This window comes from Arthrobacter sp. TJ-254 (genome assembly GCF_058269175.1).
The window spans coordinates 266,043-278,406 of the sequence record NZ_JBZCNF010000001.1; the positions used below are offsets into that span (position 1 = coordinate 266,043).

The 12,364-nt window shown below is 67.9% G+C and carries 15 protein-coding genes; 3 read left to right on the forward strand and 12 right to left on the reverse strand.

All coding sequences use genetic code 11. The features are described 5' to 3' along the window. Position 1 precedes the first annotated feature (1 nt). The 8 genes from AC4D14_RS01240 to AC4D14_RS01275 all read right to left on the reverse strand — a co-directional run bounded on the left by AC4D14_RS01240 (position 2) and on the right by AC4D14_RS01275 (position 6,859). The gene (locus AC4D14_RS01240; RefSeq protein WP_490899761.1) at positions 2-760 is read right to left on the reverse strand and encodes a metal ABC transporter ATP-binding protein; all 759 of its coding nucleotides are present in this window, start codon (positions 758-760) and stop codon (positions 2-4) included. Then, positions 757-1,665: a metal ABC transporter substrate-binding protein gene (locus AC4D14_RS01245; RefSeq protein WP_490899762.1), complete on the reverse strand. Its 909-nt coding sequence runs from the start codon at positions 1,663-1,665 to the stop codon at positions 757-759. Before AC4D14_RS01245 ends, AC4D14_RS01240 begins: the two co-directional genes overlap by 4 nt. Before the next feature lie 70 nt (positions 1,666-1,735). Further along, positions 1,736-2,494, reverse strand: coding sequence for a class I SAM-dependent methyltransferase (locus tag AC4D14_RS01250; RefSeq protein ID WP_490899763.1), 759 nt, complete (start codon positions 2,492-2,494; stop codon positions 1,736-1,738). Positions 2,495-2,526: 32 nt separating this feature from the next. Further along, positions 2,527-3,336, reverse strand: coding sequence for a histidinol-phosphatase (hisN, locus tag AC4D14_RS01255; protein WP_490899764.1), 810 nt, complete (start codon positions 3,334-3,336; stop codon positions 2,527-2,529). A 144-nt stretch (positions 3,337-3,480) separates the two neighbouring features. Then, complete coding sequence (locus tag AC4D14_RS01260; protein WP_026532371.1) at positions 3,481-3,684, reverse strand: cold-shock protein; 204 nt, start codon at positions 3,682-3,684, stop codon at positions 3,481-3,483. Between the two features lie 154 nt (positions 3,685-3,838). Further along, positions 3,839-4,963, reverse strand: a complete 1,125-nt coding sequence (gene rsgA / locus AC4D14_RS01265) for a ribosome small subunit-dependent GTPase A (RefSeq protein ID WP_490899765.1) — start codon at positions 4,961-4,963, stop codon at positions 3,839-3,841. Then, positions 4,956-6,305, reverse strand: coding sequence for a 3-phosphoshikimate 1-carboxyvinyltransferase (gene aroA / locus AC4D14_RS01270; protein ID WP_490899766.1), 1,350 nt, complete (start codon positions 6,303-6,305; stop codon positions 4,956-4,958). Before aroA ends, rsgA begins: the two co-directional genes overlap by 8 nt. 5 nt (positions 6,306-6,310) lie before the next feature. After that, positions 6,311-6,859, reverse strand: coding sequence for a DoxX family protein (locus AC4D14_RS01275; protein WP_490899767.1), 549 nt, complete (start codon positions 6,857-6,859; stop codon positions 6,311-6,313). Between the two features lie 199 nt (positions 6,860-7,058). Between AC4D14_RS01275 and AC4D14_RS01280 the strand changes: the two genes are divergently transcribed. Together AC4D14_RS01280 and rsrA are read left to right on the forward strand one after the other, a co-directional pair. Continuing rightward, the gene (locus tag AC4D14_RS01280; RefSeq protein WP_490899768.1) at positions 7,059-7,853 is read left to right on the forward strand and encodes a sigma-70 family RNA polymerase sigma factor; all 795 of its coding nucleotides are present in this window, start codon (positions 7,059-7,061) and stop codon (positions 7,851-7,853) included. Then, positions 7,850-8,110, forward strand: a complete 261-nt coding sequence (gene rsrA, locus AC4D14_RS01285) for a mycothiol system anti-sigma-R factor (protein WP_490899769.1) — start codon at positions 7,850-7,852, stop codon at positions 8,108-8,110. The genes AC4D14_RS01280 and rsrA overlap by 4 nt, the downstream gene beginning before the upstream one ends. A 119-nt stretch (positions 8,111-8,229) precedes the next feature. Here rsrA and AC4D14_RS01290 read toward each other — a convergent pair whose 3' ends face one another. Beyond that, complete coding sequence (locus AC4D14_RS01290) at positions 8,230-8,304, reverse strand: 50S ribosomal protein bL37 (protein WP_369299106.1); 75 nt, start codon at positions 8,302-8,304, stop codon at positions 8,230-8,232. 130 nt (positions 8,305-8,434) lie between these two features. Between AC4D14_RS01290 and AC4D14_RS01295 the strand changes: the two genes are divergently transcribed. Then, on the forward strand, positions 8,435-9,400 hold the full coding sequence (locus AC4D14_RS01295) for a zinc-binding dehydrogenase (RefSeq protein WP_490899770.1): 966 nt from the start codon (positions 8,435-8,437) through the stop codon (positions 9,398-9,400). 146 nt (positions 9,401-9,546) lie between these two features. Here the strand turns inward: AC4D14_RS01295 and AC4D14_RS01300 are convergent, their stop codons facing one another. From AC4D14_RS01300 to AC4D14_RS01310, 3 genes are all read right to left on the reverse strand, one after another. Further along, the gene (locus tag AC4D14_RS01300; RefSeq protein ID WP_490899771.1) at positions 9,547-10,656 is read right to left on the reverse strand and encodes a Gfo/Idh/MocA family protein; all 1,110 of its coding nucleotides are present in this window, start codon (positions 10,654-10,656) and stop codon (positions 9,547-9,549) included. Next, positions 10,653-11,393, reverse strand: coding sequence for a sugar phosphate isomerase/epimerase family protein (locus AC4D14_RS01305; protein WP_490899772.1), 741 nt, complete (start codon positions 11,391-11,393; stop codon positions 10,653-10,655). Before AC4D14_RS01305 ends, AC4D14_RS01300 begins: the two co-directional genes overlap by 4 nt. 70 nt (positions 11,394-11,463) lie before the next feature. Further along, a complete protein-coding gene (locus tag AC4D14_RS01310; protein ID WP_490899773.1) occupies positions 11,464-12,354 on the reverse strand; it encodes a carbohydrate ABC transporter permease in 891 nt (296 codons plus the stop codon). Positions 12,355-12,364 lie beyond the last annotated feature (10 nt).

Here is a 12,364-nt window from a genome sequence, read left to right on the forward strand (position 1 = left end):
ATCAGTGCTCCAGGTCGAGTGAGGTGCGGCCGAAGGCCAGGGCGAGGTTGCTCTGCGTCAGGACCTCCGCGGGCTTGCCGAAGGCGAGGACCCGGTTGTGGAGCAGGAGCACGCTGTCGCACAGCTGCGGAATCCCCGCAAGGTCGTGGGTGGAGACCAGCACCGACCGTCCTTCGTCGCGCAGGTCCTTGAGCAGCGCCGTCATTGTGGCCTCGCTGCCCTTGTCGACCCCGGCGAAGGGTTCGTCAAGCAGCAGGAGCCGGGCGTCCTGGGCGATGCTCCGGGCAACGAAGGCGCGTTTGCGCTGGCCGCCGGAGAGTTCGCCGATCTGCCGTCGGCGGAGGTCTGCGAGGCCGACGCGTTCCAGGGCGGCGGTGACGGCGGCGTTGTCGGCGGGGGAGGGACGGCGGGCCGGCCCCATCCGCGCATACCTGCCCATTTCCACCACGTCACCGACCGAGACCGGGAAGTCCCAGTCCACATCCTCGGCCTGGGGAACGTAGGCAACGGTGCCGCTGCGGCGGGCGTCGCGGTGTGAGCGGCCGTACAGCTCAATGCTGCCGGACTGGGGGTTGAGCAGGCCCATGAGCGCCTTGAACAGGGTCGATTTCCCCGAACCGTTCACGCCCACCAGCCCGCAGATGCTCCCGCCCTCCACGGTCAGGTCAACCGAGTCGAGCGCGTGGACCTCGTTGTAGCTCACGGTCAGGCCGCGCACTTTCAGGGCGGGTGCACCGGCGGCGGCAGCGTGCGTGCTCAAGAGGAGAGTCCTTCGGTGATCAGGCGGATGTCGTGGCGGAGCAGGTCGAGGAAGGTGGGCACCGGTCCCTCGGGCCCGGACAGGGAATCGACGTAGAGCGGGCCCTCAAGCCGGACGCCGGTTGCGGCGGCAACCTGCTCCTGGGCCGAGGGGTTGACTGTCGATTCGCAGAAGACGGCGGGAACGTTGGTTTCCTCGACGAAGCGGATGACCTCCCGGATCTGGCGCGGTGTTCCCTCGGCGTCGGCGTTCACCGGCCAGATGAAGGCTTCCTTCAGGCCGGCGTCGCGCGCCAGGTAGGAAAAGGCTCCTTCGCAGGTGACAAGGGCCGCCTCCGCGCTGCCGCTGAACTGCGTCCGGAGTCCCTCGAGCATCTCCTGAAGTTCGGCCTTGAGGCCGGCGCCGTTGCGCTCGAATTCGGCGGCATGTTCGGGGCTGAGGTCGCTGAGGGCCTCCACGGTGTTGTCGACATAGGTCTGGGCGGCGAGGGGGGACATCCACGCGTGGGGGTTCGCGAGCCCCCGGTAGTCGCCCGAGCGGATGTCGACGGGCTCGACTCCGTCGGAGAGCACCACATGGGGGGCGTCGACGGAGAGGAGGAACCGCTCGAACCAGCGTTCGAGCCCAAGCCCGTTGTCGAGGATCAGATCCGCCTCCTGCGCCTCGACGAGGTCGGAGGGCGTTGGCTCGTACCCGTGGATCTCCGCCCCGACCTTCGTGATGGACTCCACCCTGACGTGGCCGCCGCCAACCGTTTCGGCAAGGTCCGCGAGCACTGTGAAGGTCGTGAGCACCACGGGCCGGTCGTCGGCGGTGCGCTCGAGGTCCGGCACTGCGGCCGGCGAGGCGCAGGAGCCCAGTGTCAGGGCGAGGCACACTCCCAGCACGGGCAGAAATTTCGGCATACCTAAATATAAGGCTTAGGGGTTCCTTACTCCAGTGTTGTGGCCTGGGTTGCCGCGGGTCACCGAGAGGTCAGCGGCGTATCGCCCGCCAGGCATGGGTGGAGTACGGCAGGATGACGGCGGAACCCGGCGCGTACCCGAGGTGCTCGTGAAGATACCAGCGCAGGTTCGTCTCAACCCGTGCCCGGATGGTTTCGGAGGCCCGCTGGTAGTAGCTGCGCGACTTCGCCAACTCGATGACGTCCTCGGTCGGCAGCGTCTGGGTCCACGTGAGGACCTGTTCCTCGGGCCGGGTGAACCGGGGGCCGGTGTCGGGCCGGTAGCCGGGGGAGTAGACATCTCCGGCGTGCATGATCCGAGAGAGGCGGTGGACCCACGGCACTCCGACGTCGAGCTGGTTCCACACGATGCCAAGGGTTCCGCCAGGGACGAGGATGCGGGCGGCCTCGGCGGCGGCGGCCCCGTGGTCGAGCCAGTGCCACGCCTGCGCGATTGTCACAAGGTCGACCGAGGCCGCGGGAAGGCCGGTGTGCTCGGCGGTGCCCTGCGCGGCCCGGGCCCCCGGCAGCCGGGACCCCAGGACGGCGAGCATTTCAACGGACGGGTCCACCGCCGTCACCGCCAGCCCGCGCTCGACGAGCAGGCGCGTGAAAATGCCGGTTCCGGCCCCGAGGTCCGCTGCGGCGGCGCTGCCGGCGGGGACCAGCCAGTTCGCGGTTTCGTCGGGATACGAAGGGCGCACCCTGTCATACCGTTCACTGCCAGTCAGGTAGCCCTGCGCCAGCTCGCGGCGCCGGGCGGCGTCCATCCGCGGCCCTCCACGCACCACGTGCGGGTTCTCCTTCGTGTTCGGATGCTCGGCTAGAGCAGGTCGTCGACTTCGGGATTGAGCATGCGCAGCACCTCGCTGTGCAGGGTGCCGTTGGTGGCCAGCGCGTTGCCGCCGAACGGTCCGTCGACGCCGTCGAGCGAGGTGAACCTGCCGCCGGCCTCGGTGACGATGGGCACGAGGGCGGCCATGTCGTAGAGGTTGAGTTCCGGCTCGCAGGCGATGTCGACGGCGCCTTCGGCCACGAGGCAGTACGACCAGAAGTCCCCGTAGGCCCGCGTGCGCCATACGCGTTCGGTGAGGTTGACGAACTCGGGCAGGGCCGAACGCTTCTTCCACCCGGAGAGGCTCGAGTAGGACAGCGAGGCATCCTGGAGCTTTGAAACGTTTGAGACGCGCAGGCGGGTCGCCGCGGCGAGGGACTTGCCCATGAACGCACCGGTTCCTGTTGCCGCCCACCATCTCTTGCCCAGGGCAGGTGCACTCACCACTCCAACGACGGGCCGGCCCTCGTCGACGAGCGCGATCAGCGTGGCCCAGACGGGCACGCCCCGAACGAAGTTCTTGGTCCCGTCGATGGGATCGATGATCCAGCGCCGCGAGCTGGCTCCCGTGTTGCCGAATTCCTCGCCCAGCACCGCGTCGCGGGGGCGGACCCTGGACAGCTGGCTCCGGATCGACTCCTCGGCGGCCTTGTCGGCGTCGGTGACGGGAGTGAGGTCGGGCTTGGTCTCGACGCGCAAATCAAGGGCCTTGAAACGCGACATCGTCTGGTCGTCGACGGAATCGGCCATGACGTGGGCAAGGCGCAGATCATCGTTGTAGCTCTGGACGAGATTCATACTCTTCAACCTATCGCCTCTGGGAGGGAACCAAAGGAAAGCGGAACGTTAACCGCCGAAGGCCACCGGCGGCGGAAGCCGCAGCGGTGACCTTCGGTTCAGCCGCGGAACGCAGCTGGAGGTTCACACCAGAAGTGGGAAACCTTAGAGAACGGTGATGTTCTCGGCCTGAGGACCCTTGGGGCCCTGAGTGGTCTCGAAGTTGACCTTCTGGTTCTCTTCGAGTGAACGGAAGCCGTTCGAGTTGATTGCCGAGAAGTGAGCGAACACGTCGGCGCCGCCGTCTTCGGGAGCGATGAATCCAAAGCCCTTTTCAGCGTTGAACCATTTCACAGTACCTGTAGCCATTTTGTAATCCTTACCTTGGGAGAGTCGCTCCGTAATCCGAAGCGCTCGTCGCGGTGTTCGTTTTCGCTCGTCAAAAAAGCTTTCGAACTCCAAAAGGAGGATTCAAGGCTTGAAATTAATGCGCAACACAACAACTGGATTCAGTCTAACAGGTCTATTGGCTGCCAAGTTCCTTCGCGTCCTGACGGGCCTCGGCGGCACCGGCGCCCAGGAGGCGCCGGAGGGAGGCAAGGCGTGCCGGGCCGGATTCGCCCGCGGCGCCGCTGGCCACCCAGGCGTCGAGCCCGCAGTCCACCGCATTGGCGTCGTGCCGGCAGCCGCGGTCGCAGTCGGCGGTGCCCGGCTCAAGGTCGGGAAACGCCTGGAGGATCCGGTCGGCGTTGACGTGCGCGAGCCCGAAGGAACGGATGCCGGGGGTGTCGATGATCCAGGTGCCGGGGGCGGAATCGGCGGCCTTCAGGGCTATGGCGGAGGAGGAGGTGTGCCGGCCGCGCCCGGTGACGGCGTTCACCCCGCCGGTGGCGCGCGTCGAGCCGGTGAGGGCGTTGACCATTGTCGATTTCCCGACGCCGGAGTGGCCAAGGAGCACGCTGACCTGCCCGTCGAGTTCGTCGCGGAGTTTGTTTACGGCGGACTGGGAGAGCCGGGCCGAGGCGCCGTCGTCGGAGGTGGCGTCGATTCCCTCGACGTCGTCGGCCGTCCGGCTGATGATGACGCGCAGGTCGAGGTGGTCGTAGTTGGCCAGGAGCGCAGCCGGATCGCGGAGGTCAGCCTTGGTGACGCAGAGCAGGGGGCGGATGCCTGCGTCGTACGCGGCAACCAGCGCCCTGTCGATGAAGCCGGTGCGCGGCTCCGGGTTTGCCGCTGCCACAACAATGACGAGCTGGTCGGCGTTGGCAACGACGACGCGCTCCACCGGGTCGGTGTCGTCGGCGCTGCGCCGCAGCACGGTGCGCCGCTCCTCAACGCGGATGAGGCGGGCGAGCGAGTCGGGGCCGCCGCTGACGTCCCCAACGAGGCCCACGAGGTCACCGGCCACGACTGCACTGTTGCGCAGCTCCCGGGCGCGTGCCGCGACGACTAGGCGCTCATCCCTGGTGTCTTCGTCCACGACCGCCGTGTAGCGCCCCCGGTCGACCGTGACGATGCGTCCGGTCACGGCGTCTTCATAGGCCGGACGGTTTTTCGTGCGCGGGCGCGAGCCCTTCTTGTTGGGGCGGATCCGGACGTCGGACTCATCCCAGGCGCGGCCTCCGCGCCGGTTGACGGCCTCAGACACCCGAGGGTTCCCCGCTGCCGGCGGTAGCCACCATCCGCGCCCAGAGCTCGGGGAACTCAGGCAGGGTCTTCGCGGTCGTGCCGATGTTCTCGACCAGGACGCCGTCGACGGCGAGCCCGAGGATTGCCCCCGCCGTCGCCATGCGGTGGTCGTCGTAGGTCGAGAAAACCCCGCCGTGGAGGGGCGCCGGGGTGATCCGCAGCCCGTCGGAGGTTTCGACTGCGTCTCCGCCCAGGGCGTTGATTTCGCGCACCAGCGCCGCGAGGCGGTCGGTTTCGTGCCCGCGAAGGTGGGCGATGCCGGCGAGGGTCGACGGCGAATCGGCAAGCGCGCAGAGGGCGGCGACGGTTGGCGCAAGTTCGCTCGTGTCGGCGAAGTGCCCCCCGGTGATACCAGCCCCGCCGGTCACCGTCAGGACGCCGCCGGCGAGGCTGACCGACGCGCCCATGCGTTGCAGGATTGAACGCCACGCATCCCCGACCTGCGTTGTGTCGGCCGGCCAGTGGGGGATGCGAACGGTCCCGCCGGTCACCAGGGCTGCCGCGAGGAACGGGCCGGCGTTCGAGAGGTCGGGTTCGATAGTGATATCGAAGGCGCCGACCCGACCGGGCCGCACCCGCCAGTGGTTGGCCACGGAGTCGTCGACCTCAACGCCGACGCTGCGCAGCACGCGCACGGTCATCGAGATGTGGTCGAGGCTTGGCACCGGACCACCGACGTGTTCGAGGTGAAGCCCGGAGGTGAAGCTTGAACCGGCAAGCAGCAGGGCCGATACGAACTGTGACGAGGCCCCTGCGTCGACCCTGAGATGTCCGCCCTGCACCTCGCCCGTCCCGCGCACGGTGAAGGGCAGCGAACCGGTGCCGCCGTCGTCGACGGCGACACCGAGCTGGCGCAGCGCGTCGATCATCACCGCCATGGGGCGGCGGCGCGCGTGCGGGTCGCCGTCGAAGGCCGCGGTCCCTGACTGCAAAGCCGCAAGGGGAGGAACAAAACGCATCACGGTGCCGGCCAGGCCGCAGTCGATGCTGCGGTCCGCGGAGGCCCGCACCAGCGGCTCCACATGCAGGTCGGGCCCGAAGCCGCCGTCCCCCGGCACCTCGGTGATCCGGGCGCCGAGCGCCCGGAGGGCCTCGATCATCAGGGCCGAGTCCCGGGAGTGAAGCGGAGCCCTCAGCGTGGAGGGACCGTCGGCGAGCGCCGCGAGGACCAGGTACCGGTTTGTCAGCGACTTCGATCCCGGAACATCAACGACGGCGTTCACGGGTGCGGCGGGCCGGGGAGCCGGCCAGGAGGAGTTTGCAGCGGCCGGGGCGGATTCCCCGAGGCGGATTCCGGTCATTGAGGCTAGGAACCCACAACTTCCGCCGCGGTCTTGCGTACCACCTTGTCGGCCTTCTTCAGCTGCTTCCGGGCGTCCTTGCTCAGGCCTGCGGCGTTCCGCCGTGCGTCGGCCGCGAAGTGTTCGGCGCGCCAGGCGAGGCCGGGGCGGCCGTTCGTGTCGACCGAAGCGAGCAGTGCGGCGCCGATAAGGGTCAGGTTCCGGAGCAGCTGGCTCCTGCGCTCCTTGCGCGCCGTCGGCGTTGTGGAATCCGCGGAACGGAAGTCGACAACCGTGTTCACTGTTGCCGATAGCGCGAGAAGGGTGGCCGCGGTGCGCGAGAACCGTCCAATGCTCAGCATCAGGCCCGCGCCGATCTGCGTTGCCCCGAGAACCTGGGCCACGAGCTTCGGGTTGCTGGTCAGCGGCGCGGCCGAAGGCACTGCCTTGCTTACCTTGCGGAGGAGGGGCTCGAGCTGCACAGCGGCTGCACCCGCGCTTCGAACCCGGTCCACACCCGAGAATGCGAAGCTGCTGGCGATCAGTGGGCGGGCGAAAACACGGACAAGGGTCACAATTGCCTCCTGGTTGCCGGCGCTGGAACGCCGGTGTTCGTGGATATTCGGAACTTACGAAGCACGCTGGGTCTAGTTTTGCACTTTTGGTCCTGCTGTGCGATCCGCATAAGAATCAGGGCGCCGAATTGGCAGGCTCCGGAATAAGATACCGGCGCGTCAGGTTGGAGTTGTTGTAGGAATACAGGAGAGGTTGACATTGAGCACATCAGCACCCGTCGTTGCGCCGCTTGCCGACGACTTCCAGTTGGAGGTCACGCCGGCCGTCCGTGCGCGCAAAGACACGCGCGGTGGCGGACGCGTAGACTTCTCTTCGATGAATACAACAGCCCCGACGGGCAGCAGCCAGACCGACGATGACCAGTTTGACGTCTCCGAGGAATCAGAAGCCGACCGCAAGGCGCGCTTCGAGCGCGACGCGCTGCAGTACGTCGATCAGCTCTATTCAGCAGCGATGCGCATGGCCCGCAATCCCAGCGATGCTGAGGACCTCGTCCAGGAGGCCTACACGAAGGCGTTCTCGGCGTTCCACCAGTACAAGCCGGGAACAAACCTCAAGGCGTGGCTCTACCGCATCCTCACCAACACGTACATCAATCTTTACCGGAAGCGTCAGCGCGAGCCGCTGCAGTCCCATTCCGACACGATCGAGGACTGGCAGCTGGCGAAGGCCGCGGAGCACACGTCGTCGGGACTTCGCTCGGCCGAGGCTGAGGCGCTGGACCACCTGCCCGATTCCGATGTCAAGAACGCGCTGCAGTCCATTCCCGAGGAATTCCGCCTCGCGGTGTACTTCTCCGATGTCGAAGGCTTTGCCTACAAGGAAATTTCAGAAATTATGAACACGCCCATCGGGACAGTCATGTCCCGGCTGCACCGCGGACGCAAGATGCTGCGCGATCTCCTCTCGGAGTACGCGCTCGAACGGGGCCTAGGCACCCCCGCGGCCGTCTCCGGCGCAGGCGCGGGCACTAAGCAGGAGAGTGGAAAATGAGCGACTGCGAAAGCCTGGGCGATTGCCCCGACTCCCGGATTGAACGCCTCTACGAATACCTCGACGGCGCGTTGTCGCACCAGGACCTCGTGGAGATCAAGGAGCACCTCGACGGGTGCCCGGAATGCGCGAAGGAACACGACCTTGAGTGCGTCATCCGATCCGTCGTGAAGCGCTCATGCAAGGAGGTTGCGCCAACGTCCCTCAAGGACAGCATCCTCAACCGCATCAGCCAGCTGAAGACGGTGGATCACTGACGCGTCGCGGCGCCGCCGGGTGACGCTCGTGGGCAGTGCCCGTCGAATGGCAGACTAATGAGCAAGAAAAATACCCCCGGGCGAATGCCCGGGGGTATTTTCATGCTCTGCGGCGCACCTCAGGTGTTGGGACGCTTGCCGTGGTTTGCGCCTCCGCGCTTGCGGTCGCGGCGCTTGCGTGCTCGCTTGCTCATGAGTGCCTCCTTCGTTATGCCTTCAGAACTGCAGTCCAGTCTCCCACATCCGGCGGGCGCGGCCTAAACGGGCGGGCGGCAGCGGGCGGGGTCCTAGGATGGTCGCACAGCCGTAGCCAAAGGAGCCAGAATGCGTGCCGCCTATGCCCGCGAGATATCCCCGGAGAACCCGCTTGACGGGCTGGTCGTCGGAAACCTCGAACCTTCCGCCCCTCCCGAGGGTTTCCGCCGCGTCACGGTGCGGGCTTCCTCGCTGAACCGCCACGACCTGTGGTCGCTGCAGGGGGTCGGGCTACCCGCCGACCGGCTTCCCATGGTGCTGGGCTGCGACGCCGCGGGGATCGACGACGAAGGACGCGGCGTGATCGTGCACGGGGTCCTTTCCTCCCCGGACTGGCGCGGCGACGAGACGCTTGACCCACGGCGGTCCCTGCTCTCGGAGCGCTATCCGGGAACAATGGCCGATTACGTGTGGGTCCCGGAGCGCAACCTGGTGCCCAAGCCCGACGAGCTGACCTTCGAGGAGGCTGCGTGCCTTCCCACGGCGTGGCTCACCGCGTACCGCATGCTGTTCACCGTCTCTCCGGCCGCGCCGGGGTCGACGATCCTCATTCAGGGCGCCGGGGGTGGTGTTTCGACGGCACTGATCCTCCTTGCCGCAGCCGCGGGATTCCGGGTCTGGGTGACGAGCAGGAGCGCGGACAAGCGCGAACGCGCCCGCGGGCTCGGCGCCGCCGAAGCCTTTGACGCCGGGGAGCGCCTTCCCGAGCGGGTCGACGTCGTTTTCGATTCGGTGGGGGAGGCGACCTGGGCCCACTCGCTCAAGGCTCTGCGGCCCGGCGGCACGCTGGTGACCTGCGGTGCGACGAGCGGGCCGGCGCCGTCCGCTGACCTGAACCGGGTGTTCTTCCTGCAGCTGCGGGTCCTCGGATCAACGATGGGAACCCGCGATGAACTGGTGCGCCTCACCCGGTTCCTCGTGGCAACGGGGGTGCGCCCGCTGATCGACGCGGTGTACGACTTCGACGACGCACGGGAGGGATTCGCCCGGATGGCAGGCGGTGACGTGTTCGGCAAGATCGTCTTCCGCCACTAGCCCGGCTGCGGGTTCCGGAAGCCGCCGCCGGAACGGATCGGGCGCTGTTCCGCCCCGGACCGACATCATCTTGACCCGGCAGCACCGGAACCGACGCCGCCGGCGCCGCAGGGGGCGGCGCCGGCGGGAACAGGGGGACCCTTCGGTCAGCCCAGGGTCGCCTCGGCGGGGTTCCAGTCCTCGGGAAGGGCCGGGACCTGAGCCGCGGAGCTTTCGACGCCGACGAAGGCTCCGGTATCGATCGACTCGCTGATGGAGGCCATCGTGTCCAGCACATGGTAGGCCAGTTCGCCCTGCGCCCGGTGCGGGACGCCGGAACGCAGCGCCCGTGCCATCTCAAGCACCCCGACGCCCCGGCCGGCCGTGGATCCGGTAACCGGAAGCGTCTTCCAGTCGTCGGAGCCCCGGGCCAGGATGCGCAGTTCGCCTTCGAAGAAGTTCGGGTCGGGGAGCGCCAGCGTCGCCTCGGAGCCGGTGATCTCGAAGAAGCCCATCCGGGTCAGGGGAGAATCGAAGCTGAAGACACTGTGCGACGAGGTGCCGTTGCGGAACTGGGCGAGGGCGCTGACATGGGTGGGAACCGTGACGGGGAACTGCTCTCCTGCCCTGGTCCCCGACCCAACGGTGCGGACCTCGCGGGCCCGGGATCCCACCGCGGCGACCTTGGCCACCGGTCCGAAGGTCTGGATCAGGGCGGTGAGGTAGTACGGTCCCATATCGAACAGGGGTCCGGCGCCCTCTCCGAAGAGGAAGTCCGGGTTCGGGTGCCAGACGTCGGGCCCGGCGTACTGCATCACGGTCTGGCCCGTCAGCGGAACCCCAATGTCTCCGTTTTCGATCGCCCGCCGGGCCGACTGCAGCCCGGCGCCGAGGAAGGTGTCGGGGGCACAGCCAAGCCGCACTCCCGCCGCTTCGGCGGTGCGCAGCAGGGCCAGCCCGCTCTCCCTGTCGAGGGAGAACGGCTTCTCGCTCCACACGTGCTTGCCGGCTCGGACCGCCGCCGTGGCCACCTCGACGTGGGCGGCCGGCGTCGTGAGGTTGACGATGATCTCGACGTCCGGGTGATTAAGGGCCGCATCCACTCCTCCCCACGCGTCGATGCGGTATTCGGCCGCCCGCGCCGATGCCGCCGCTTCCGAGAGGTCGGCAATGACGTGGACCGCGAGGTCCGGGAACGCCGTCAGGTTGTCCAGGTACTGGGTGCTGATGTTGCCGGCGCCGATGATTCCGACGCCGACCGGGCCGGTGCGGTTCATGCGCGCACCGTGTCCTGGCGGAGGAAGGCAAGGCTCTGGGTAATGCCGTCGAAGATGTCGCCGGCGTAGTCGTCGAACTCCACGACGCCCACCTCGAGGGACCCGGCCGCGGCGAGGACCTCGCGCACCGGAATGCTGCCCTGGCCGGCGGGGACCTGCGCCATGGTGTCGGTGGTGGCGGGTCCGTCCTTGATGTGGAGGAAGCGGACCCTGTCGCCGAGGCGGCGCAGCAGCTGTGCGGGGTCCTGCCCGCCGACCGCGGCCCAGTAGGCGTCGACTTCGAGGACGACCCCGGGGTCAAGGCGCGCCGCGAGGTATTCGAGGGCCGTGGTTCCTTCGATCATCGATTCCAGCTCCCAGGCGTGGTTGTGGTACCCCACCCGGATCCCGAGGTCCGCCCCCCTGGCCGCTGCGGCGTTGAGCTGCGCGGCGGTGTCCTCGATCGCCGCGGCGTCCTGCCAGCGCTCCGGCGGGACGAGGGGCTCGATGACCGTGCCGATGCCGAGGCCCGCGGCGGCGGCGAGGATCTCGTCCTGGTCGGCGCTCAGCAGGGGTGCATGCCCGGAGGGCGCGGTGAGGGAGTGCTCCTGCAGCGCCCGCCCTAGCTCCTCGGCCCGCGCGGCGAAGTTGTACGGTTCGACGTGGCCGAAGCCGGCCCGCGCCACTTTGGCGATGGTGCCCGGCAGGTCCGCCTCTAGGGCGGCCCGGACGGTGTAGAGCTGTACTGAATGAAGCATTGCTTGTCCTTTTCACGAAGGGATTGGATAAGTGCCGTCCGGCCGGTGCGCGGGCGGGTGGCCCGTGCGGTTACTTGATGCCGGTGCCCGCCACGCCCTGGATGAAGTAGCGCTGCAGGGCGACGAACAGCAGGATGATGGGCGTGATGATCAGCACCGCCCCGGCAAGGAGCAGCCCGTAGTCGGTGGCGTGCTGGCCCGTCGAGAACAGCGCCAGGGCCACCGGCAGGGTGTATTTCTCCTCGCTCTGGGCAGCGACGAGCGGCCAGAGGAAGTTGTTCCATGAGCTGAGGAAGGTCAGGATCCCCAGGGTTGCAAGGGGCGGCCCGCACAGCGGCATCACGATCCGGGTGAAGGTGCGGAACTCCCCGGCGCCGTCGATGCGGGCCGCCTCGAGCAGCGACTGGGGAATCCCGAGCATGAACTGGCGCATGAGGAACACCCCCAGCGGTGAGACAAGGAACGGCAGGATCAGCCCGGGATAGGTGTTGACCAGGTCGAGCTTGCTGACCATCACGAACAGGGGGACGAAGGTCACGACGCCGGGCACCATCAGGGTCACCATCACCACGAGGAACAGCAGGCGCTTGCCCGGAAATTCCATCTTCGCCAGCGCGTAGCCGACCATCGAGCAGAAGAGCAGGTTGCCCAGGACGGTCACCACGGCAACGATGAGGCTGTTCACGAAGAACTGCCCGATGCCGTGGTCGGTGAACCAGGTGGTGTAGTTGGTGAGGATCGGCTCCTTTGGCCACCAGGTGAGGGGACGGCGGAGCAGCTCCCCCTGGGTCTTGAAGGACCCAAGCAGCATCCAGATGAACGGGAGGAGGGTTGCGGCGGCGGCCGCGACGAGGGCGGCGTAGGTCAGGGCCCTGACGCCGCGACCGCGGGCCGGGCGGCGGGAGGGCGTCTTCTCCCGTGGCGCCGCCGCCTCGGGGGGTGCGTACTTCAGCTCTGTCATGGGGAACCTG